This window comes from Citrobacter sp. Cf136 (assembly GCF_030333815.1).
In the GTDB taxonomy this organism is placed as follows: Bacteria; Pseudomonadota; Gammaproteobacteria; order Enterobacterales; family Enterobacteriaceae; genus Citrobacter; species Citrobacter freundii.
Window position 1 is genome coordinate 58,392 of record NZ_JAOWFE010000029.1, and the last position, 23,059, is coordinate 81,450.

The 23,059-nt window shown below is 51.1% G+C and carries 20 protein-coding genes; 3 read left to right on the top strand and 17 right to left on the bottom strand.

Features of this window, described 5'->3' with window-relative positions; genetic code table 11:
- Positions 1 to 5: 5 nt before the first annotated feature.
- The 5 genes from ftsB to cysD form a co-directional block, all read right to left on the bottom strand.
- Entirely contained in the window at positions 6 to 317 is a 312-nt protein-coding gene (ftsB, locus tag OGV98_RS00885) for a cell division protein FtsB (protein ID WP_003034163.1), read from the bottom strand.
- 215 nt (positions 318 to 532) lie between these two features.
- Positions 533 to 856 carry a DUF3561 family protein gene (locus OGV98_RS00890; protein ID WP_054528734.1) on the bottom strand — a complete coding sequence of 108 codons (324 nt, stop codon included), beginning with the start codon at positions 854 to 856 and terminating at the stop codon, positions 533 to 535.
- A gap of 47 nt (positions 857 to 903) precedes the next feature.
- Positions 904 to 1,509 (bottom strand): adenylyl-sulfate kinase, encoded by a 606-nt coding sequence (cysC, locus tag OGV98_RS00895; protein WP_003034157.1) that lies wholly within the window; start codon positions 1,507 to 1,509, stop codon positions 904 to 906.
- The gene (gene cysN, locus OGV98_RS00900) at positions 1,509 to 2,936 is read right to left on the bottom strand and encodes a sulfate adenylyltransferase subunit CysN (RefSeq protein WP_049002595.1); all 1,428 of its coding nucleotides are present in this window, start codon (positions 2,934 to 2,936) and stop codon (positions 1,509 to 1,511) included. The genes cysC and cysN overlap by 1 nt, the downstream gene beginning before the upstream one ends.
- 9 nt (positions 2,937 to 2,945) lie before the next feature.
- Positions 2,946 to 3,854, bottom strand: coding sequence for a sulfate adenylyltransferase subunit CysD (gene cysD, locus OGV98_RS00905; protein WP_003034152.1), 909 nt, complete (start codon positions 3,852 to 3,854; stop codon positions 2,946 to 2,948).
- Positions 3,855 to 4,108: 254 nt separating this feature from the next.
- Here cysD and OGV98_RS00910 point away from each other — a divergent pair, with 254 nt between their 5' ends.
- The gene (locus OGV98_RS00910; RefSeq protein ID WP_032938348.1) at positions 4,109 to 5,152 is read left to right on the top strand and encodes an aminopeptidase; all 1,044 of its coding nucleotides are present in this window, start codon (positions 4,109 to 4,111) and stop codon (positions 5,150 to 5,152) included.
- A 44-nt stretch (positions 5,153 to 5,196) separates the two neighbouring features.
- Here OGV98_RS00910 and cysH read toward each other — a convergent pair whose 3' ends face one another.
- The 3 genes from cysH to cysJ all read right to left on the bottom strand — a co-directional run bounded on the left by cysH (position 5,197) and on the right by cysJ (position 9,526).
- A complete protein-coding gene (gene cysH, locus OGV98_RS00915; protein ID WP_032938355.1) occupies positions 5,197 to 5,931 on the bottom strand; it encodes a phosphoadenosine phosphosulfate reductase in 735 nt (244 codons plus the stop codon).
- Between the two features lie 83 nt (positions 5,932 to 6,014).
- Positions 6,015 to 7,727: an assimilatory sulfite reductase (NADPH) hemoprotein subunit gene (gene cysI / locus OGV98_RS00920; protein ID WP_003034148.1), complete on the bottom strand. Its 1,713-nt coding sequence runs from the start codon at positions 7,725 to 7,727 to the stop codon at positions 6,015 to 6,017.
- On the bottom strand, positions 7,727 to 9,526 hold the full coding sequence (cysJ, locus tag OGV98_RS00925; protein ID WP_286550943.1) for an NADPH-dependent assimilatory sulfite reductase flavoprotein subunit: 1,800 nt from the start codon (positions 9,524 to 9,526) through the stop codon (positions 7,727 to 7,729). The genes cysI and cysJ overlap by 1 nt, the downstream gene beginning before the upstream one ends.
- A 305-nt stretch (positions 9,527 to 9,831) precedes the next feature.
- Between cysJ and queD the strand changes: the two genes are divergently transcribed.
- Entirely contained in the window at positions 9,832 to 10,194 is a 363-nt protein-coding gene (queD, locus tag OGV98_RS00930; protein WP_003034142.1) for a 6-carboxytetrahydropterin synthase QueD, read from the top strand.
- A 91-nt stretch (positions 10,195 to 10,285) separates the two neighbouring features.
- On the opposite strand, the gene queE is transcribed toward queD, so the two are convergent.
- The 3 genes from queE to OGV98_RS00945 all read right to left on the bottom strand — a co-directional run bounded on the left by queE (position 10,286) and on the right by OGV98_RS00945 (position 13,274).
- Positions 10,286 to 10,957: a 7-carboxy-7-deazaguanine synthase QueE gene (gene queE, locus OGV98_RS00935; protein WP_003034139.1), complete on the bottom strand. Its 672-nt coding sequence runs from the start codon at positions 10,955 to 10,957 to the stop codon at positions 10,286 to 10,288.
- Between the two features lie 71 nt (positions 10,958 to 11,028).
- Positions 11,029 to 11,718 (bottom strand): N-acetylmannosamine-6-phosphate 2-epimerase, encoded by a 690-nt coding sequence (locus OGV98_RS00940; protein WP_096890030.1) that lies wholly within the window; start codon positions 11,716 to 11,718, stop codon positions 11,029 to 11,031.
- Entirely contained in the window at positions 11,718 to 13,274 is a 1,557-nt protein-coding gene (locus OGV98_RS00945) for a maltose/glucose-specific PTS transporter subunit IIC (protein WP_071685114.1), read from the bottom strand. Before OGV98_RS00945 ends, OGV98_RS00940 begins: the two co-directional genes overlap by 1 nt.
- 165 nt (positions 13,275 to 13,439) lie before the next feature.
- Between OGV98_RS00945 and OGV98_RS00950 the strand changes: the two genes are divergently transcribed.
- A complete protein-coding gene (locus OGV98_RS00950) occupies positions 13,440 to 14,264 on the top strand; it encodes a MurR/RpiR family transcriptional regulator (RefSeq protein WP_130715418.1) in 825 nt (274 codons plus the stop codon).
- A gap of 675 nt (positions 14,265 to 14,939) precedes the next feature.
- On the opposite strand, the gene OGV98_RS00955 is transcribed toward OGV98_RS00950, so the two are convergent.
- From OGV98_RS00955 to relA, 6 genes are all read right to left on the bottom strand, one after another.
- Positions 14,940 to 15,266: a hypothetical protein gene (locus OGV98_RS00955; RefSeq protein ID WP_061549730.1), complete on the bottom strand. Its 327-nt coding sequence runs from the start codon at positions 15,264 to 15,266 to the stop codon at positions 14,940 to 14,942.
- Positions 15,267 to 15,268: 2 nt separating this feature from the next.
- Positions 15,269 to 16,054, bottom strand: coding sequence for a DUF4225 domain-containing protein (locus OGV98_RS00960; RefSeq protein ID WP_044713405.1), 786 nt, complete (start codon positions 16,052 to 16,054; stop codon positions 15,269 to 15,271).
- 523 nt (positions 16,055 to 16,577) lie between these two features.
- Positions 16,578 to 17,876: a phosphopyruvate hydratase gene (gene eno / locus OGV98_RS00965; protein ID WP_130715417.1), complete on the bottom strand. Its 1,299-nt coding sequence runs from the start codon at positions 17,874 to 17,876 to the stop codon at positions 16,578 to 16,580.
- A gap of 87 nt (positions 17,877 to 17,963) precedes the next feature.
- Positions 17,964 to 19,601 carry a glutamine hydrolyzing CTP synthase gene (pyrG, locus tag OGV98_RS00970; protein WP_003034127.1) on the bottom strand — a complete coding sequence of 546 codons (1,638 nt, stop codon included), beginning with the start codon at positions 19,599 to 19,601 and terminating at the stop codon, positions 17,964 to 17,966.
- A gap of 224 nt (positions 19,602 to 19,825) precedes the next feature.
- Positions 19,826 to 20,617, bottom strand: a complete 792-nt coding sequence (mazG, locus tag OGV98_RS00975) for a nucleoside triphosphate pyrophosphohydrolase (RefSeq protein WP_003840346.1) — start codon at positions 20,615 to 20,617, stop codon at positions 19,826 to 19,828.
- Between the two features lie 123 nt (positions 20,618 to 20,740).
- A complete protein-coding gene (gene relA / locus OGV98_RS00980; RefSeq protein ID WP_003034123.1) occupies positions 20,741 to 22,975 on the bottom strand; it encodes a GTP diphosphokinase in 2,235 nt (744 codons plus the stop codon).
- Between the last annotated feature and the right edge of the window lie 84 nt (positions 22,976 to 23,059).

Below are 23,059 nucleotides of genomic sequence, written 5' to 3' on the forward strand. Positions count from 1 at the left end.
ACGGTTTATCGATTGTTTTGCCCTGCAGTCTGAGCGCGTTTAGACGCGTCAGGCACCAGACGATAAAAAGTTTCGCCCGGCTTAGTCATACTGAGTTCGTTGCGCGCACGCTCCTCAATAGCCTCTTGTCCGCCATTGAGATCGTCAATTTCGGCAAAGAGCTGATCGTTACGCGCTTTAAGTTTCGCGTTTGTAGCTTGCTGCGCAGCAACATCATCGTTGACGCGACTATAGTCATGTATGCCGTTCTTACCGAACCACAGCGAATACTGCAGCCAGACTAATAAAGCCAGCAGCAGCAGCGTTAGTTTACCCATCCTGCCCCCTGAAAAACGGCATTAATATCCCATAACTTCCGCAGACAACTTTACATCAACGGTCGGGAATGCCGCGACAACGCGGGCAAATGTACCACATTTGCCCGTTGTTACGTATACCCCGTGTAAGGAGAACATAATCTCATTGTTGGTTACGGTTTGAATTATGACCAGAGAGTGAACAACGTCGGCGATTGTTAAAAAAAGGCGTTTGCCTAACCCAATAACCATAAAAATAGTGCGCCAAACATCGCCCCAACCACCAGCAGGGTACAGGTAATGCTCAGCAGCAACCTCCCCTTCAATAGCGAGTGCAAGGCAATACCCGCGACAATCGCCACGGGCAGCAATGCGAGGAAAAAGGGCCAGGTATAAATGAAGAAAAACAGTGTATTAGGGCCATACATCAGACACGGGAATCCCAGCGCCAGCAACCACGCGATAAAACCGACCACCGCCCCCGGTAGTGACCAGGTGGTTTCGTCGTCGGCGGCGAAGGTATCTGAATCTGTAATAGTAATGTTATGGCTGTTACGCATATCTAATCCTGTGACCGTGACTGACCGGGCATGTGAGCTCGGGTGTCTCAGGATCTGATAATATCTTCCTGCCTCAGCAGGTCTAATAATTGGGGTACCAAATTTGTTACCAATTGTTCACCATCAAGATGAATCTCTGGCGATTCAGGCGCTTCGTATACCGAATCAATTCCGGTGAAATTGCGTAACTCACCCGCCCGCGCTTTTTTATACAGCCCTTTTGGATCGCGTGCTTCACACGTTGCTAATGGCGTATCGACAAAAACTTCAATAAAACGCCCTTCGCCAACTCGCTCACGAACCATTTTGCGCTCAGCGCGATGCGGTGAGATAAAGGCGGTCAACACCACAAGCCCCGCATCCACCATCAGGTTAGCCACTTCACCAACCCGGCGAATATTCTCCTTACGATCGGCATCACTAAATCCAAGATCGCTGCACAAGCCGTGACGCACGTTATCGCCATCCAAGAGATAAGTACTCACCCCCAGCTTATGCAACGCTTCTTCAAGCGCCCCTGCTACCGTGGATTTACCGGAACCAGACAACCCGGTAAACCACAGTACAACACCACGATGACCGTGGCGTTGTTCCCGCTGTTGCGGTGTAACAGGATGGGCATGCCAGACGACGTTTTCGTCATGCAGCGCCATTATTTTCCTCCCAGCAGATCGCGCGCACCCCAGTGTGGGAAGTGGCGACGCACCAGTGCATTAAGCTCCAGCTCAAACGCGCTGAACTGAGAAGCGGTGGCGTGCTCCTGAACAAGTGGCTCACGCACCAGTCCCGCGCCAACGGTAACGTTGGTCAGGCGGTCAATAATTATCAGCCCGCCCGTCACCGGGTTCTGCTGATAGGTATCCAGCACCAGCGGCTCATCAAAGGTCAGATTAACCAGACCGATGCCGTTCAGCGGTAGCGCTTCAACGTCACGTTGGGTCAGGTTGTTTATATCGACCTGATATTGCACGCTATCAACGCGTGCGCGGGTCTTCTTGCCTGCGACTTTGATGTCGTAGCTTTGTCCAGGCGACAGCGGTTGTTCCGCCATCCAAACCACATCAATGGCAGCGCTTTGAACCGCCGGCAACGCCTCACCGGCATCAAGTAACAGGTCGCCCCGGCTGATATCGATCTCATCCTTCAGCACCAGGGTGATCGCTTCACCTGCATGCGCTTCCTGTAAATCGCCATCAAAGGTCACGATCCGCGCTACGCTGGACTCAACGCCGGACGGCAGCACTTTGACGCGCTGCCCGACCTTCACGCTACCGGAGGCCAGCGTTCCGGCATAACCACGAAAATCCAGATTCGGTCGGTTCACATACTGCACCGGGAAGCGCATCGGCTGAGTATCAATACTGCGCTGGATCTCAACGGTTTCCAGCACTTCCAGCAGCGTCGGACCGCTGTACCACGGCATACTGGCGCTTTGCGAAGCCACGTTATCGCCTTCCAGCGCAGAGAGCGGCACAAACCGGATATCCAGGTTGCCCGGAAGTTGTTCAGCAAAAGTAAGATAGTCTTCGCGAATGCGATTAAATGTCTCTTCGCTAAAGTCCACCAGATCCATTTTGTTGATCGCCACCACCAGGTGTTTGATCCCAAGCAGCGTGGAGATAAAGCTGTGACGACGAGTCTGATCCAGCACACCTTTACGCGCATCGATCAATAGGATCGCCAGGTCGCAGGTCGACGCACCGGTCGCCATGTTACGGGTGTACTGTTCATGCCCGGGAGTGTCCGCAATAATAAATTTGCGCTTCTCGGTAGAGAAATAACGGTAAGCCACGTCGATGGTGATGCCCTGCTCGCGCTCGGCCTGCAAGCCGTCAACCAATAACGCCAGATCAAGCTTTTCGCCCTGAGTGCCGTGACGTTTACTGTCATTGTGCAGCGATGAAAGCTGGTCTTCATAAATCTGACGCGTGTCATGCAGCAAGCGACCAATCAGGGTGCTTTTCCCGTCATCCACGCTACCGCAGGTTAAAAAGCGCAGCAGACTTTTGTGTTGCTGGGCGACCATCCAGGCTTCAACGCCGCCTTCATTAGCAATTTGTTGTGCAAGTGTCGTATTCATGGCGGCTCCTTAGAAATACCCCTGACGTTTCTTCAGCTCCATGGAGCCCGCCTGGTCGCGGTCAATCACGCGGCCCTGACGTTCACTGGTGGTTGAGACCAGCATTTCTTCGATAATTTCCGGCAGCGTCTGCGCATTCGACTCGACCGCGCCTGTCAGTGGCCAGCAACCGAGCGTACGGAAACGTACCATGCGTTTTTTAATCACTTCCCCGGGTTGCAGATCGATTCTGTCGTCATCAATCATCATCAACATGCCGTCGCGTTCAAGCACCGGACGCTCCGCCGCCAGGTACAGTGGCACGATGTCGATATTTTCCAGCCAGATGTACTGCCAGATATCCTGTTCGGTCCAGTTGGAGAGCGGGAAGACGCGAATACTTTCGCCTTTGTTAATTTGTCCGTTGTAGTTGTGCCACAGCTCCGGGCGCTGATTTTTAGGATCCCAGCGATGAAAACGATCGCGGAAAGAGTAAATACGCTCTTTGGCACGTGATTTCTCTTCGTCACGACGAGCACCGCCAAACGCGGCATCAAAACCGTATTTATTAAGCGCCTGCTTCAGCCCTTCGGTTTTCATAATGTCGGTATGCTTGGCGCTGCCGTGGACGAACGGGTTGATGCCCATCGCCACCCCTTCCGGGTTTTTATGCACCAGCAGTTCGCAGCCGTAGGCTTTCGCCGTACGGTCACGAAACTCGTACATTTCGCTGAATTTCCAACCGGTATCAACGTGCAGTAATGGGAACGGCAGCGTGCCAGGATAAAACGCTTTACGCGCCAGATGCAGCATTACGCTGGAATCTTTGCCGATGGAATACATCATCACCGGATTAGAAAACTCGGCGGCCACCTCACGAATGATATGGATGCTTTCCGCTTCCAGTTGCCGCAGGTGGGTAAGTCGTTTTTGATCCATAACCGTTCCTATGTAATGCCGTTATTTTGCTAACGATGCTCAGATAACCTGACTATAGGGAGGGCAAGAGGGCGAATGAAATTACGAATTGGAATGAGTAGTTCCTCAAAGGAATAACGATCCGGAAAAGCAAATATCAAAAAGTGCTTAAGCTACCGGATTTCGGGCATTTAGGAGCAAATGAAATTGTTTTACCTCGATCACAGTTTCATACTAGCGGCTGAAAATTTCTGCTTGGTATTTAAGGACTCATTATGTTTTCCGCAACGCGCCACCTTATTGCTGCCATGGCGCTCGGCGCGTGTTTTATCCTTCCTGCACAGGCAACATCCTCCAAACCTGGCGATATCGCAAATACCCAGGCTCGATATATCGCAACGTTTTTCCCGGGCCGCGTGACGGGATCTCCGGCTGAAATGTTATCTGCTGATTATATACGTCAGCAATTTCAGCAGATGGGCTACAGCAGTGATATTCGGACGTTTAATAGCCGTTATGTTTATACCGCCAAAGATAACCGAAAAAACTGGCATAACGTAACGGGAAGCACCGTTATTGCAGCACATGAAGGCAAAGCGCCGCAGCAGATTATTATTATGGCGCACCTCGACACCTACGCCGCACAAAGCGATGCCGATTCAGATGCCAATCTGGGTGGATTAACCCTGCAAGGGATCGACGACAACGCCGCAGGTGTTGGCGTGATGCTGGAACTGGCGGAAAAACTCAAAGACGTGCCGACGCAGTACGGCATCCGATTTATCGCCACCAGCGGCGAGGAAGAAGGCAAACTGGGCGCGGAGAACATCCTGAAGCGAATGAGCGCCGCCGAGAAGAAAAACACGCTGCTGGTTATCAACCTCGATAACCTGATTGTCGGTGATAAGCTCTATTTCAACAGCGGTAAGAAAACCCCGGAAGCGGTGCGAAAACTAACGCGCGACCGGGCACTGGCTATCGCGCATAGTCGCGGCATTGTAGCCAGCACCAATCCAGGCCTGAACAAAGACTATCCGAAGGGTACAGGATGTTGTAACGATGCGGAGGTCTTCGACGACGCGGGTATTGCTGTGCTCTCCGTTGAAGCGACCAACTGGAACCTGGGCAAGAAAGATGGCTACCAACAGCGCGCCAAAAGCGCCTCGTTCCCGTCTGGCAACAGCTGGCATGATGTGCGACTGGATAACCAGCAGCATATCGATAAAGCCTTACCGGGCCGGATAGAGCGCCGTAGCCGCGACGTAGTACGCATTATGCTGCCGCTGGTAAAAGAACTGGCGAAAGCAGGTAAATCCTGAAGAAGAAGCCCGGTAATAAATAAACGTTACCGGGCTTTTAACAGTTAGCCTTCGTGCAGCCCGCACTCTCTTTTCAGCCCAAAGAACCGCGTCTCTTCTTCCGCCATTCCCGGCTCCCATTTGCGGGTGGTATGGGTATCGCCGACTGACAGATAGCCCTGATCCCACAGTGGATGGTACTTCAGACCATGCTTTTGCAGATACTGGTAAACCGTACGGTTGTCCCAGTCGATGATCGGCAGAACTTTAAACACACCACGCTGAATAGCCAGCACCGGTAAATGCGCACGACTGCCCGATTGCTCACGGCGCAGACCGGCAAACCAGGTCTGCGCGTTCAGCTCCAGCAATGCCCGGTTCATCGGTTCGACTTTGTTGATGTCATTGTATTTTTCAATGCCCTCAACGCCCTGCTCCCACAGTTTGCCATAGCGCGCTTCCTGCCAGGCCGCACTTTCCTTCGCCCGGTAGACTTGCAGATTAAGCTTGAGCTTGTCCGTTAACTCGTCAATAAACTGGTAGGTTTCCGGGAACAGATAACCGGTATCGGTGAGGATCACTGGGATATCCGGGCGAACCTGATTTACCAGGTGCAAGCTCACTGCCGCCTGAATACCAAAACTTGATGACAGTACATATTCGCCAGGCAGGTTTTCCAGCGCCCACGCCACGCGATCCTCGGCGCTCAATTTTTCCAGTTGGTCGTTGGTTTGCGCCAACGCCATAACGCGTTCAACTTTCGGCAGTTCGTTCAACGCGTTGAGATCGAGTTTGGACATAAGTTCCTCACTGTTTGCCTTGCCTGATGGCGCTGCGCTTATCAGGTCTGCCGATTCAGCAGACCCGATAAGTCAATTTCACATTATTCCCAGAAATCCCGGGCAGGATCGAGCACCGGGCGAATAATGCCCGCACGCACCGTAAAGTCACCGAAGCCTTCACCCGCTTCGCGCTCTTTCGCCCAGCGCCCAATCAGTTCATCCAGCGATGCCAGAATTTCCGGCTCGGTGATGTTCTCTTTAAACATCCGGGGAATGCGAGTTCCAATACGGTTGCCCCCTAAATGGAGGTTGTAACGTCCGGGCGCTTTTCCCACCAGACCAACTTCCGCCAGCATCGCGCGGCCGCAACCGTTCGGGCAGCCAGTCACACGCATGACAATATTTTCATCACTCAGGCTGTGCTTCGCCATCAGCGTGTCGATGTTGTCGATAAACGTTGGCAGGAAGCGCTCGGCCTCCGCCATCGCCAGCGGACAGGTCGGGAACGACACGCAGGCCATCGAGTTTTCACGCTGCGGAGTGACCGCATTCATTAAGCCACTCTTCTGCGCAATCTTCTCGATCTTCGCCTTTTCACTCTCAGGAACACCTGCAATGATCAGGTTCTGGTTCGCGGTAATACGGAACTCACCTTTGTGGATCTTCGCGATCTCAAGCAGACCGGTTTTCAACGGACGGCCCGGATAATCCAGGATACGGCCGTTTTCAATAAACAGCGTCAGATGCCATTTATTGTCGATCCCTTTCACCCAGCCGATACGATCGCCGCGACCGGTGAACTCGTACGGGCGGATGGGCTCAAACTTGATCCCCGCGCGGCGCTCAACTTCAGCTTTAAAGGTCTCAACGCCTACGCGTTCCAGCGTGTATTTGGTTTTGGCGTTTTTACGATCGGTACGGTTACCCCAGTCACGCTGAGTCGTCACCACCGCTTCCGCCACAGCCAGCGTATGCTCAAGCGGCAGATAACCAAATTCGCTTGCCGTCCGGGCGTAAGTTTTCTTATTGCCATGCTCAATGGACAAACCGCCGCCCACCAGCAGGTTAAAGCCCACCAATTTGCCGTTTTCCGCAATCGCCACGAAGTTCATGTCATTGGCATGCAGATCGATGTCGTTCTGCGGTGGGATCACCACCGTGGTTTTAAACTTACGCGGCAGATAGGTTTGACCGAGGATCGGCTCCTCGTCGGTGGTCGCAACTTTTTCCTGATCAAGCCAGATCTCTGCATAGGCGCGGGTGCGCGGCAGCAGATGTTCGGAGATCTTTTTCGCCCACTCGTAGGCTTCGGCGTGCAGCTCAGATTCATACGGGTTGGAGGTACACAGCACGTTACGGTTCATATCGTTGGCGGTCGCCAGTGCGTCCAGGCCGACGGAGTGCAGCATCTGGTGTACCGGCTTAACGTTCTTCTTCAGAATGCCGTGAAACTGGAAGGTCTGACGGTTGGTCAGACGAATGCTGCCGTAAATAGTGTTGTCATGGGCGAACTTGTCGATCGCCTGCCACTGTTTGGTGGTGATCACTCCACCCGGCAGACGACAGCGCAGCAGCATCGCGTGACGCGGCTCCAGCTTTTGCTCGGCACGTTCAGCGCGGATATCGCGGTCGTCCTGCTGGTACATACCGTGAAAACGGATCAGCAGGAAGTTGTCGCCTTTAAACCCGCCGGTCAGGCCGTCGTTTAAATCTTCGGCAATGGTACCGCGCAGATAGTTGCTTTCCAGCTTCATACGCTCAGCGTCGGACAGTTTGCCTTCGACCACCAATGGTCCTGGATGTTTTTCGCTCATTAGTAGACATCTCGCTGATAACGGCGCTCAATGCGCAGCTCACTTAAAAATTCATCCGCCGCTTCGATATCCATACCACCGAATTCGGCAATCACTTCCAACAACGCCTGCTCAACGTCTTTCGCCATACGATTGGCGTCGCCGCAGACATAAATGTGGGCACCGTCGTTAATCCAGCGCCACAGTTCCGCGCCCTGTTGGCGCAGTTTATCTTGTACGTAGACTTTTTCTTTTTGATCGCGGGACCAGGCGAGATCGATACGGCTCAGTACGCCCTCTTTGACGTAACGCTGCCATTCCACCTGATACAGGAAATCTTCGGTAAAGTGCGGGTTACCGAAAAACAGCCAGTTTTTGCCTTCGGCTCCATCAGCCGCACGCTGCTGCATGAAGGCACGGAACGGTGCAATTCCCGTACCCGGGCCAATCATAATCACCGGCGTCTGCGGGTTTGACGGCAGGCGGAAATTGTCATTGTGTTCAATGAACACGCGAACTTCACCTTCTTCTTCCACGCGGTCGGCGAGGAAACTGGAAGCACCACCAGCACGGGCGCGACCTTCTATCTCATAACGCACCACGCCCACGGTGACGTGCACTTCGCTTTCCACTTCCGCCTGAGAAGAGGCAATGGAGTACAAACGCGGCGTCAACGGACGCAGAAGATCAACTAACGCCTGAGCATCCAGTTGCGCCGGGGAAAAGCGCACCATATCGACGATGGGCGTGGTGGCGGCATAATGCTGCAACTGTGCTTTGTCACCCACTAACGGCAGCAATGCTTCGCTGCGGGTTAAGGTGGCATAGTTCTCCACGATATTGCCGGTATTCACCGTCAGCTCGAAATGCCACCGCAACGCTTCAGCGAGCGACAAGGTTTTGCCTTCAACCGTCACCGGCTCATCACCTTTCAGCCACAGCAGTTCAACCAGTTCTTTAACCAGATCCGGGTCATTCTGATACCAGACGCCCAATGCATCGCCCGGCTGATAACGCAGGCCGGAATCGCCTAAATCAATTTCAATATGGCGTACGTCTTTTTCAGAGTCACGGCCGGTAATTTTCTGATTCACCGCAAGCGACGCCGTCAGCGGCGCTTCTTTGGTGTACGGACTGGTGTGTACTTCATTTACCGCACCGCTCGCGGCAACTTGCACAGACGGTACCGCAGGCGCACGTGCTTTCAGGACATCAACCAAACGGGCACGCCACTGCGCGGCGGCGGCCTGATATTCGACGTCGGCATCTACACGATCGAGCAGACGTTCACCGCCCAGCTCAGCCAGTTTCGCATCGAAGTCTTTTCCTGACTGACAGAAAAACTCATAGGAGGTGTCGCCAAGGCCAAACACGGCAAAAGCGGTGTTATCGAGCTTTGGCGCTTTTTTCGAGAACAGGAATTTATGCAGCGCCACGGCTTCTTCAGCCGGTTCACCTTCCCCCTGCGTCGACGCCACCACGATCAGCAGTTTTTCATTGGCGATTTGTTTGAATTTATAGTCGCCAGCGTTGATCAGAGTGACGTTGAGCTTCGCGGCGATCAGATCATCGCGCAGGGCTTCCGCCACACGACGCGCATTACCGGTTTGCGAGGCGGAGATAAGCGTAATGCCTGGCATTTCAGCGACAGGCGCAAGCGCCGCTGCATTGCTACCAGGCTGCTGATTCAGCACGCCCCAAAAATAGCCAGAAACCCACGCAAGCTGTGCGGGAGTGAAATCGGTCGTGGCTGCCTGAAGGCGTGCCAGTTGCTCCGGGTTTAGCGGTAGCAGAGCGGAAGGTGGGGCCTGTGTCGTCATGCGTTGTCATGTTCCAGTAAGCAAAGCGGATTTCAGCAATAAAACCCAAACTGAAGATAAGGTTAACGGCGGGGATAGTAACAATTAAAGAAGGGATAGAAATAACAAATAACCAAATGGACTAACCTGTTTTAGTTATAGTCATTAACGACAAAACCGATTTAATAACTATATGATATATAAATAGTTATCAAACATTAACAGCGTAAATATGACGTTCTGATGCTTAGCGCCCTTTTAACTAATGATAAAAATTGTGCTTTACGGTACCCTACGGCGGTTTTTCGCATTCTTGAGAGTAAATAATGTCCACCACCTTGTTTAAAGATTTCACCTTCGAAGCCGCTCACCGCCTGCCGCACGTACCGGAAGGGCATAAGTGTGGCCGCCTGCATGGTCACTCATTTATGGTGCGTCTTGAAATTACCGGTGAAGTCGATCCGCATACCGGTTGGATCATGGATTTTGCTGAGTTAAAAGCCGCGTTTAAGCCGACTTACGACAGACTCGATCACTACTATTTGAACGATATTCCTGGCTTAGAAAATCCAACCAGTGAAGTGCTGGCCAAATGGATTTGGGATCAGATTAAACCTGTGGTCCCTCTGCTAAGTGCTGTAATGGTGAAAGAAACCTGCACAGCAGGCTGCGTGTACCGCGGCGAGTGATTGTAGGCTTGCCGGATGGCAATGCGTCTTATCCGGCCTGCAACGAGCAACAAACTCTGGCCGGGTAAGCGAAACGCTCCCGGCACAGTTATCAGGCAATATTCAGATATTTATGGGTTTGCATCGACAGACGCCAGTTGCGCGCAATACAGGTATCAATACACAAACGCGTCGCATCTTCTTTCTGGCTGATTGGCTGTAAGGCGATGATTCGTGGTTTGTCGTCGCTCAACGTCGCCAGCAGTTCATCCAGCGCTTCAATATCGCGAACGCGACCAACCGGATGTTTGATTTCATTCGCGCGCTCCAGCGCCTGCGACAGCACATCATAACCGCCACGCATATTTACCTTCGGCGATACGGTCACCCAGGTATTCGGCGTACAGCGTACTTCGTGGGTACCACTAGTTTCAATCTGGCAGCTAAAGCCGTTCTTTTCCAGCAGGTCAGTCAGCGGCATCAGGTCATGAATGCAGGGCTCGCCGCCGGTGATCACCACATGACGGGCGGTATACCCCTGACGCGAAATGACCGCCAGCAGATCCTCACTGCTCGCCGCCCCCCATTTGTCGCTTTCTTTGGTCTTGGCCAGGATGCTGTACAGGGAGACTTCCCGATCCTCAAGCTTATCCCAGGTGTGTTTGGTATCGCACCAGGCACAGCCAACCGGGCATCCCTGTAAACGAATAAAAATGGCGGGGACGCCGGTAAAGTAACCCTCACCTTGCAGGGTCTGGAACATCTCGTTAATCGGGTACTGCATAGCGCTCTCAATATGGGGATAAACGATAATTATCGCAGATCCCCGCCAAAGTATCATGCCCCATCGATGCTTTACGAGGCGATCGCCGCGACAAAGCGTGCCGTTATCTGCTGCGGACGCGTGATTGCGCCACCAACCACCACGGTATGGGCACCTAATTCCAGGCATCGTGCGGCACGTTCCGGAGTATCGACGTTTCCTTCTGCCACGACAGGTACGCTGACCGCCGCCAATACCTCACGTAAAAAACCGCAGTCGTTTTCCGCCAGCACATGCCCGGCAGTGTCAGCGGTATAGCCGTAGAGCGTGGTGCCCACGCAGTCAAAACCCAGACGCTCAGCTGTCACCGCCTCGTCTATGGTGGCGATATCCGCCATCAGCAGCACAGACGGGTAGCGAGCGCGGATTTGCATAACTAATTCTTCCAGCGTTTGTCCACCTGGGCGCGGGCGCGCTGTCGCATCCAGAGCAATAATCTCCGGATCAACGGTCATTAGCTCATCCACTTCCTGGAGCGTGGCCGTGATAAACACATCGCTACCCGGATAATCGCGCTTGATAATCCCAATCACCGGCAGGGAGACGCTCTCTTTGATCGCGCGAATGTCCACCACGCTGTTCGCACGAATACCTACAGCACCTCCCTGCGCTGCCGCCAGCGCCATACGCGACATAATAAACGGACTGTGCAGGGGCTCATTTTCCAGCGCCTGGCAGGAGACGATTAATTTACCTTTCAGGGAATCCAGTACAGTTTTCATTACGATAAGATCTCTTCGACTTCGTTTTTGATGATGGTGACATGCGGGCCATAAATCACCTGAACCCCGTTGCCGCGAATAATTACGCCACGCGCTCCGGTCGCTTTCAGCGCCGCTTCATCGACCTTGCTACTCTCTTTTACCGTCACGCGCAGACGTGTGGCGCAACAGTCCACCTCTTCCAGATTCTCTTTACCTCCCAGTCCGGCAATCACAGCCGCAGCACGCTCACTTTGCGGCAGGCCGGATTCAGTCGGTGCTGCGTTTTCACGACCAGGCGTCAACCAGTTAAAGCGGTTAATCAAATAGCGGAAGGTGAAGTAGTAAAGGAAGAACCACGGGATCCCCACCATAGGGACGTACATCCAGTTGGTTTTAGCTTCCCCCTGTAGCACACCGAAGAGGAGGAAATCGATAAGCCCACCCGAAAAGGTTTGCCCGATGGTGATATGTAAAATATGCGCCATCATAAACGCCAGACCATCGAAGAAGGCGTGAATGATGTATAACACAGGTGCGACAAACAGGAAGGAGAACTCGATAGGCTCAGTGATCCCCGTCAGGAAAGAGGTCAGGGCCGCAGACAACAGCAGTCCGGCGACAAGCTTTCTGTTCTCTGGTTTGGCAGTATGGTACATCGCAAGACATGCGCCAAGCAGGCCAAACATCATGGTGATAAAGCGCCCGGACATAAAGCGCGAGGTGCCCGCATAGAACTGCTGCGTATTCGGATCGGCAAGTTGCGCGAAGAAAATACGCTGCGTGCCTTCAACCAACTGGCCGTTGACGATTTCACTCCCGCCAAGCGCTGTGGTCCAGAACGGTAAATAAAAGATATGGTGTAACCCCAGTGGGCCAAGCATACGCAGGATGAAGCCGTACAACAGCGTACCCAGATAACCGGTCGCATCCACCAGACCACCCAGTCCAAAAATGAGTTTCTGGAAATGCGGCCAAACCACCGTCATGACCGCACCCACTACAATCGCGGCAAGGGAGCTAATAATCGGCACAAAGCGCGAACCGCTGAAGAAACCAAGGAACTGAGGCAGCGAGACTTTATTGAAACGGCTATGCAGCGCGCAGGTGACAAGCCCAATCACCACCCCACCAAATACGCCTGTTTCCAGCGTCTGAATACCCAGCGTCATCCCCTGGCCTACGGCACCGGGATTCTCGTGCGCCAGCGTTCCGTTGAGTGTCAATAAAGCGTTGATGGTGGCGTTCATCACCAGAAATGCCAGCAATGCAGCAAGCCCGGCGGTGCCTTTGTCCGTTTTCGCCAGTCCTACTGCCACACCCACCGCAAAAAGCACCGACAGGTTGGCAAACACAATAGAACCTGCGCTGGTCATGATCGTGAAGATTGCCTGTAACCAGTCAACGTCCAAAAACGGATACGCCGTCAATGTGTTTGGATTCGACAGCGCGCCGCCAATCCCTAGCAACAGCCCCGCAGCGGGCAGTACCGCAATCGGCAGCATGAACGATTTGCCGAACCGCTGTGCCTTTTCAAACCATGCGCCCGATGAGGCGCCGCTAAACATTTGCATCATTTTTTCATCTCCCCGATTAATGATGAAAATTTTTACCATAATTAATTTTATAAATGAAAATTTTCATCAAAAACCAGGAAGCCGATCATACTTTTTTAAAATGACTGGCATCTCTCCCCTGCTTTCCGCCACACTATCAGCAGAGAAACGCATTAAGGATTTTGCATGTCAGAAAATGAAAACCTGCTGCTGAGATTGCGCCAGGGCGTTGACGGATATAGCCGAACACAGCAGAAGCTGGGAGAGTTTGTGCTTAGTGATCCGGCAAAAGTTGTCTACCTGACGATTACCGAACTGGCGCGTGAAAGCGACACCAGCGAGGCGAGCGTCACACGTCTGTGCCGCACGCTTGGGTGTAAGGGTTATAACGAATTCAAAATGGCGCTGGCACTCGATCTCCAGCAAGGACAGCCGATAGAGCACAGCGGGGATGAAATTGACAATGTGGTCAATGAATCCGTGCAAGCGCTGCAGGACACAGCAAAGTTACTCGACAGGACATTACTGGAATCCGCCGCTCTGGCGCTACATCAGGCTCAGTCGGTACAGATTTATGGCGTAGCAGCCAGCGCTATTCTGGGGGAGTATTTACATTACAAACTCCTGCGCCTCGGCAAACCCGCGCAACTGTTCAGCGACATGCACCGCGCAGCCATGAATGCCACTACGCTTAGCAAAAATACGCTCGTGGTAGCGATCTCCAGTTCAGGCTCCACGCGCGATCTGCTGCATGTCGTGAAACTGGCGCGTAAGCAAGGCGTGCGCGTACTGGCGCTGAGTAATACGCCGCGCAGTCCGCTGGCCTCGCTGAGCGATATTCAACTGGTCGCAGCCAAACCAGAAGGTCCGTTGAGTGCTGGTGCGCTAAACGCCAAGGTGGGTGTGATGCTGTTGGTAGAACTTCTCACCACGTCGCTGATTGCGCTGGATGAAAAGTACAGTGATGTGAGCCAGCAAACCGCCAGCGCAACACTTCCTCTACTGCTTTAAAAGCATAAAAAAACCCGCCGCAGCGGGTTTTTACGTTAAGAGTTAAAGAACAGGATTACAAATAGAAATAGTGGGGATGCCGGCAAAGTCCCCCTCTTCTTGAAGAAGTCTGAAACATCTCGTGAATGGGTATTGTTAGCGTTCTCAGTATGAAGATAAGCAATAATTTTCCCAGATTCCGAAAACGGGTCGTACGCTGCGCTTGTTTAAGGTAAGACTCCCCTGTTCACCAGAAAGTATATCGAGTTTAGTTTTTCTACCGCTTACCCATTAGTTTGAGCTGTAACTTGATACTCCAAACCAGATTGATAAAGAAAGGGTTAAAGAAGACTGAAATCAAGACTAAGATGAGGCAACAAAGTATGCACATTATAAATAGCTCAAACCCTCCCATTGATGCAGGAAAAAGCATAGAGAAGAATAACGCGCCACCCCAGGCATAGTATTTCCAGGCGTAGAGAAAGAAAGCTCGGCTTACGCTGATATTTTTCTTTCTCGCTAATTTAAGCAAGAAACGAACTTTTTTTTCTTTCATTCCAGAGTTTACGAGTATTTTCTTTATGTCATCATTCATATTACAGAACCTTAAAAACCATTTGCAAATATAAAAACAACTTCACCTTTAACCCTAAAATCCTCCTAAGAGTGGTGACGATGTAATATTAATACAATTAATCACAATTCTTTTAGAGCAAAATAAATTTTGACTTTTTTCCAACAACCTTTGTGAAATCGAAAAAAAAGCTCTCCTACCCCATATAATAACGCCAAGAAAAGCAGTACAAAAAGTCCATCACGATCGTCACTAACAAGAATACTAACAAAGAAAAAAAGAAAGATACTTAATAATGCCATATCTGCTCTAAAAATCCGACAATAACTTTCATAATAAGCTTTTTGCAAACTAAGGCTCTCATTTTGAGCAAAATTTATCAAATGCCTTGCCTTATATTCTGTTAACCCCAATGCTACCAACTTTTCAATAGTGATTTTAGAATTCATTATTACTCCTTTAGCTCAGACCAATTGGTTTCTGGCTGAGAAATCACCTGATATATAGAAAATCCACTGGAAGCATCGCCCACAAGTTCAGTACTAATACCGGCAGCCCCCATGGCTTGCCAGCCACGTATAAAATCTTCACGAATGTAGTAAAAGAGTTTTCTGGCATCATCAATACGTGTCAAACTCCCCAGGGCCCCAACCGAAAGAGCAATATCGACTGAAGAAAAAGCGATATCTCCTGCCTTATCATCACCGCCCAATAATTTAGCTATGTAATGATACGCCTGACGGATAGGTATTTGAGTAGGTTCTTTATGTGTAAAAAGATAATATCCATTTTCATAAGAATTTTCTCCACCTTGAATCATTAATGGCACACCAAATTTGCCGCATGCGCTACGGATATCTTTAACGCAAAACCCAACGCCCCCAAGAATCTGAAATAGCCCACTAGCGAAACCGACACCTTTTAGCATAAGTGTCGTCAAGGACGTAGCATCTCTCTCTTTCTGGGCAATAGCATAAAGTTTTATACTCCCCATCCTTAATTGCATATGATATTTAGTTAAAGACATATGATATTCACGTAATCTATCCAATGCCTTGCCGAAATCTAATTTCCCATACCGATATTCATCAAGGTAACGTGATGTAACCCTACGTTCCTCAATCATATATTTTGAACGTATAGCCGGATCATGAATATATTGAAAACTAATATCATAGACAAGTCGGTCAATCTTTTCTTTTTCACGTTGCAAATTCATTAATCCATAACTACTCAAAATAACCTCCTGTTATTTCCCAAGCAATTTATATTGAATCTTAATGCTCCAAATTAAATTTATGACAAAGGGCGTAAAGAAGAGTGAAACAAGAGCTACAGCCATACAGAAGAAAACGTTCACTATAAAGAACTCTATCCCCTCAGAAAACGATGCAAAAATCACAGCCAATAGTAAAGCAGCACTCCAGGCGTAATATGTCCAGGCATAGAGAAAAAATGCCCGACTTAAGCTGATATTTTTCAGTTTTGCCAACTTTATCAGGATAGCAGCATCTTTTTTTTCATGCCCGATTTCGCCAGTATGTCTTCCAATTCGTTATTCATTCAATATTTCTATTATTGTTAATGATAAATATAAAAAACACACACAAAAAACAATCACATAATTAAATTACTCTTAGTAAAATAATAACAAAGTGAGAAAGATCAAATTGTTCATCAAAATTTTCAATTAAGAATAAATTGCAGACATAAAAAAACCCGCCGCAGCGGGTTTTTACGTTAAGAGTTAAAGAACAGGATTACGCCTGACCTTTGATCTCTTTACGACCGTTGTACGGTGCTTGTTCACCCAGAGCTTCTTCGATACGAATCAGCTGGTTGTACTTAGCAACGCGGTCAGAACGGCTCATAGAACCAGTTTTGATCTGGCCTGCAGCGGTACCAACAGCCAGGTCAGCGATGGTAGCATCTTCAGTTTCGCCAGAACGGTGAGAGATGACAGCGGTGTAGCCAGCATCTTTCGCCATTTTGATCGCAGCCAGAGTTTCGGTCAGAGAACCGATCTGGTTGAATTTGATCAGGATGGAGTTAACGATGCCTTTTTCGATGCCTTCTTTCAGGATCTTGGTGTTGGTTACGAACAGATCGTCACCAACCAGCTGGATTTTGTCGCCCAGTACTTTAGTCTGGTATGCGAAACCGTCCCAGTCAGACTCGTCCAGACCATCTTCGATGGACACGATCGGGTACTGTTTGGTCAGTCCTTCCAAGAAGTGAGTGAATTCTTCGGAGGTGAATGCTTTGTTGCCTTCGCCAGCCAGAACGTATTTACCGTCTTTGTAGAATTCAGAAGCTGCACAGTCCATCGCCAGAGTGATGTCTTTGCCCAGCTCGTAGCCAGCTGCTTTAACCGCTTCAGCGATTACAGCCAGAGCTTCAGCGTTGGAACCCAGGTTCGGCGCGTAGCCGCCTTCGTCACCAACTGCAGTGTTCATACCTTTAGCTTTCAGAACTTTAGCCAGGTTGTGGAACACTTCAGAACCCATACGAACGGCTTCTTTCAGAGTCTTAGCGCCAACCGGCTGAATCATGAATTCCTGGATGTCGACGTTGTTGTCAGCGTGCTCACCACCGTTGATGATGTTCATCATCGGAACCGGCATGGAGTATTTACCCGGAGTACCGTTCAGTTCAGCGATGTGTGCATACAGCGGCAGGCCTTTAGCAGCAGCTGCTGCTTTGGCGTTCGCCAGGGACACAGCCAGGATGGCGTTTGCACCGAAGTTGGATTTGTTTTCAGTACCGTCCAGATCGATCATGATCTTGTCGATGCCAGCCTGATCTTTAGCATCTTTACCCAGCAGAGCCTGAGCAATTGGGCCGTTAACAGCTGCAACAGCTTTCAGTACGCCTTTACCCATGAAACGGGATTTGTCGCCATCGCGCAGTTCCAGTGCTTCGCGGGAACCAGTAGAAGCACCTGACGGAGCTGCTGCCATACCAACGAAACCACCTTCCAGGTGTACTTCGGCTTCAACAGTCGGGTTACCACGGGAGTCGATGATTTCACGACCGATGATTTTAACGATTTTGGACATTAGATTTTCCTCAGTACAAGTTAAACTAAAACTCCAGACAAACAATGCACCCTGATAGGTGCATTGCCGTTCTAACTTATTTACTTCTTACTTCGCCTGACGCTTCTGATGTTCACTGGCGGCTTTCACAAAGCCGGCAAACAGCGGGTGCCCATCACGTGGCGTGGAAGTAAATTCCGGGTGGAACTGACAGGCCACGAACCACGGATGATTCGGTACCTCAATGATCTCGACCAACTGATCATCACCGGAACGGCCTGCAATACGCAGACCCGCAGCTTCAATCTGTTTCAACAGCATATTGTTGACTTCGTAACGGTGGCGGTGGCGTTCAACAATTGTCGGCGCGCCGTACAGTTGACGAACCAGGCTATCGTCGCTCAACTGACACTGCTGAGCACCAAGACGCATAGTGCCGCCCAGATCGCTCTTCTCGGTACGGACTTCGACGTTGCCGTCTTCATCGCGCCATTCGGTAATCAGGGCCACCACCGGGTACTTACAGTCTGGCACAAATTCCGTGGAGTTGGCGTTGTCCATACCCACTACGTTACGTGCAAACTCAATCAACGCAACCTGCATACCCAGGCAAATGCCCAGATAAGGAATATTGTTCTCACGCGCAAAGCGCGCCGTCGCGATTTTACCTTCAACACCACGGTAGCCGAAGCCGCCAGGGATCAGGATTGCATCAAGACCTTTCAGGATCTCAACGCCACGCGTTTCGACATCTTGTGAATCGATCAGCTTGATATTGACGGTGACACGATTCTTCAGACCGCCATGCTTCAGCGCTTCGATAACTGACTTATAGGCATCCGGCAGTTCAATGTACTTGCCGACCATACCGATAGTCACTTCGCCTGCCGGATTAGCTTCTTCGTAGATAACCTGTTCCCATTCTGACAGATTAGCTTCCGGACAGTTCAAGCTGAATCGTTTACAAATATAATCGTCAAGGCCCTGAGATTTCAACAGGCCCGGGATTTTATAGATGGAATCGACATCTTTCAGAGAAATCACCGCTTTTTCCGGAACGTTACAGAACAATGCAATTTTTGCACGTTCATTAGCCGGAACTGCGCGATCGGAGCGGCAAATCAGGATATCTGGCTGAATACCGATAGAAAGCAGCTCTTTTACAGAGTGCTGAGTCGGTTTAGTTTTGACTTCACCTGCCGCCGCCATGTACGGAACCAGCGTCAGATGCATAAACAGCGTGTGCTCGCGGCCAATTTCTACGGCCATCTGGCGAATCGCTTCAAGGAACGGCAGAGATTCGATATCCCCAACGGTTCCGCCGATTTCAACCAGAACAACATCATGACCTTCACCGCCTTCCAGAACACGCTCTTTAATGGCATTCGTGATGTGCGGGATAACCTGAACGGTCGCGCCCAGGTAGTCGCCACGGCGTTCTTTACGCAGAACGTCGGAGTAGATACGACCCGTAGTGAAGTTGTTGCGGCGGCTCATTTTGGTACGAATGAAGCGCTCATAGTGACCCAGGTCCAGGTCGGTTTCAGCGCCGTCTTCGGTAACGAACACTTCCCCGTGTTGGATTGGGCTCATAGTACCTGGATCGACGTTGATGTACGGATCCAGTTTCATCATGGTTACATTGAGGCCACGGGCTTCAAGAATGGCTGCCAGGGAGGCTGCGGCAATGCCTTTTCCCAGAGAGGATACGACCCCGCCGGTCACAAAAATATAGTTCGTTGTCATGCTGGACCTGAGAAGTTAGGGTGAAACGATGGAATTACCAAGACGGGAAAGTAGTATACCCGAACATGACGAGCGCCACAAACTTTCATTATTCCTCCTCTTCACCAGGCTCACATTAACATCGGGAGTGAGAAAATAGCCCCTTTGGGGTAAATGTTTTTGACGTAAATCAAGCGCTTGTTATTTAAAAAATCACACAAATCGCCCTTGACCGACGAAATCCCTTAGAGATCAATTTCCTGCCGTTTTACCTGTTGCCAGACTTCTTCCATAGTTTCCAGATCAACACCAGTCATTTCCAGACCGCGAGCTGCCACAATTCGCTCAACCTCACGAAAACGCCGCTCAAACTTCTCGTTCGCTTTCTGCAATGCGGTCTCTGCTTTAGTGCCTAAATGCCGGGCCATATTGACCGTGGCAAACAGCAGATCGCCCATTTCCTCCTCCAGTTTAGCCTGGTCGACAACAGCCTGCTTCGCCTCAAACATGACTTCGTCGATCTCTTCGTAAACCTTGTCGACAACCGGTCCTAATGTTTTCCAGTCGAAGCCAACATTTGAGCAGCGTTTCTGGATTTTTTGGGCGCGCATTAATGCCGGTAAACTACGGGGAATATCGTCGAGCGCGGAATGCTGTGCCTTCTCAGCACGTTCTTCGGTTTTGATTTGCTCCCAACGGGTAAGCACCTCGGTGCTGTTACTGGCAGAAACGTCAGCAAAAACATGCGGGTGGCGGCGTTCAAGCTTATCGCTTATCGCAGCGCAAATATCATCAAAGTTGAAGCGCCCTTCTTCCTGAGCCATCTGGGCGTAAAACACCACCTGGAACAGCAGATCCCCCAACTCTCCACGCAGGTCGTCGAAGTCTTCTCGCGCAATCGCGTCCAGCACTTCATAAGTTTCTTCGAGGGTATAAGGAGCAATAGTGGCGAATGTCTGCTCTTTGTCCCACGGACAGCCGTTCTCCGGGTCGCGCAGGCGCTGCATAATACCGAGCAGTCGGTCGATTTGATTCATTGGAATATCCTGAAATTTCAATACAGTAGGCCGGATAAGGCAACATCCGGCAACATAGCAATGCCTGATGGCAACGCTAACGCGTCTTATCAGGCCTACAAGGTTATCCGGCCTACATTATGATTAATTACCGTGCAGACGACGTGCGTCGATCACATCCGGTACCTGGTTCAGCTTGCCGAGCACGCGCCCGAGCACCTGCAGGTTGTAGATTTCGATGGTCATATCAATGGTGGCAAGCTGTTGTTTGGTATCACTCCGGCTGGCAACTCCCAGCACGTTTACCTTCTCGTTGGCGAGAATCGTGGTGATATCACGTAACAAGCCACTGCGATCGTTGGCCTGGACGCGAACCACCAGCGAATACCCTGCAGAGTAACTTTCGCCCCAGACCGCATCAACAATACGTTCCGGCGCATGGGAGCGCAGCTCAGTCAGCTGTTCACAATCCGCCCGGTGCACAGAAATACCGCGTCCCTGGGTAATAAACCCGACAATCTCATCGCCTGGAATCGGCTGGCAGCAGCGAGCGATGTGGTGCATCAGGTTACCTACCCCTTCCACCACGACACGACCGTCGTCTTTACGGCGACTCTGCGGTGCGTGCGTTTTCTGCTGAAGCTGTTTCAGCGCGGCGGCATCCTGTTCGGCAGCGCTTGGCTTATTAAACTGCGCCTGCAGGAAATTCACCATCTGGTTGAGGCGGATGTCTCCTCCGCCAATCGCCGCCAGCAGTTCATCCAGCTCATTGAAACTGTAGCGCGGCAGCAGATGTTTTTCAGCTTCTTTCAGGCTGATGCCTAAATGCGCCAGTTCATCGTCGAGGATCTGGCGACCTGCAAGAATGTTCTTATCACGATCCTGTTTACGGAACCAGGCGTGGATCTTCGAACGCCCACGACTGGTGGTTACGTAGCCAAGGTTAGGGTTCAACCAGTCGCGGCTTGGGTTTGGCTGTTTCTGGGTGATAATTTCAATTTGATCGCCCATCTGTAGTTGGTAGGTAAACGGTACGATGCGTCCACCAATTTTCGCGCCAATGCAACGATGCCCCACATCACTATGAATGTGGTAAGCAAAATCGAGCGGCGTGGAGCCTGCAGGCAGATCCACAACGTCGCCTTTCGGCGTAAAGACGTACACGCGGTCATCAAAGACCTGGCTACGAACTTCATCCAGCATTTCACCAGAATCTGCCATCTCTTCCTGCCAGGCGATCAGCTTACGCAGCCATGCAATACGATCTTCATGACCAGAGCGCGCGGCGCCTGAAGCAGTGCCCTCTTTGTACTTCCAGTGTGCCGCGACGCCCAGTTCGGCATCTTCGTGCATCTGTTTGGTACGGATCTGAATTTCAATAGTTTTCCCGCCCGGCCCCAGCACAACCGTATGGATTGACTGGTAGCCGTTGGGTTTCGGGTTCGCGACGTAGTCATCAAACTCATCCGGCAGATGGCGATAGTGAGTATGTACTATCCCGAGCGCGGCATAGCAGTCCTGTAAACGCTCTGCCACGATACGCACTGCGCGCACATCGAACAGTTCATCGAAGGCCAACTGCTTTTTCTGCATTTTGCGCCAGATGCTGTAGATATGCTTCGGACGCCCGTACACTTCAGCTTTGACGCCTTCCGTTTTCATCTCTGAGCGCAAATGACCAACGAACTCATCAATGTAATGCTCCCTGTCGATACGACGTTCATGCAGCAGCTTGGCAATGCGTTTGTATTCAGCTGGGTGCAGATAACGGAAGCAGTAATCTTCCAGCTCCCATTTTAATTGCCCAATTCCCAAACGGTTGGCCAGCGGCGCATAGATATTGGTGCACTCTTTTGCCGCCAGAACGCGTTCATCTTCCGGCGCGTCTTTCACTTCACGCAGATGGGCAATCCGCTCTGCCAGCTTGATGACCACACAGCGGAAGTCATCTACCATTGCCAGCAGCATGCGGCGGACGTTATCGACCTGCTCGGAAGAAACTGAATCGGTATGCGTGGCTTTAAGCTGGCGTATCGCCGCCATATCACGCACGCCGTGGATAAGATGAACAATGGATTTGCCCACGCTCTCGCGCAGGATGTCTTCACTTACCACGTTGGCATCAGCCAGTGGGAACAGCATTGCTGCACGCAGCGTGTCGATATCCATGCTCAACATGGAGAGAATTTCTACCATCTCCACACCACGCCACAGCAGCAGATCCGCATCCGGATGCCCCTGTGTCTGCTGGAGGCAGTACGCCCAGGTTTCGGCTAAGCGTTCACACGACTGCTGGCTGGAGATCCCCAGACTCGCGATCCATTTCTTGGGATCAAACTCACCAGCTTTATTTAAATGTGCACTTCTTACCGCAACCATCGTCCTCTCCTTAAGGGGCATGGCCTGTCGAAGTCGACAAGCCGAACCCATTGTCTTTCACACAGCATTACAAGGCGAAATCCA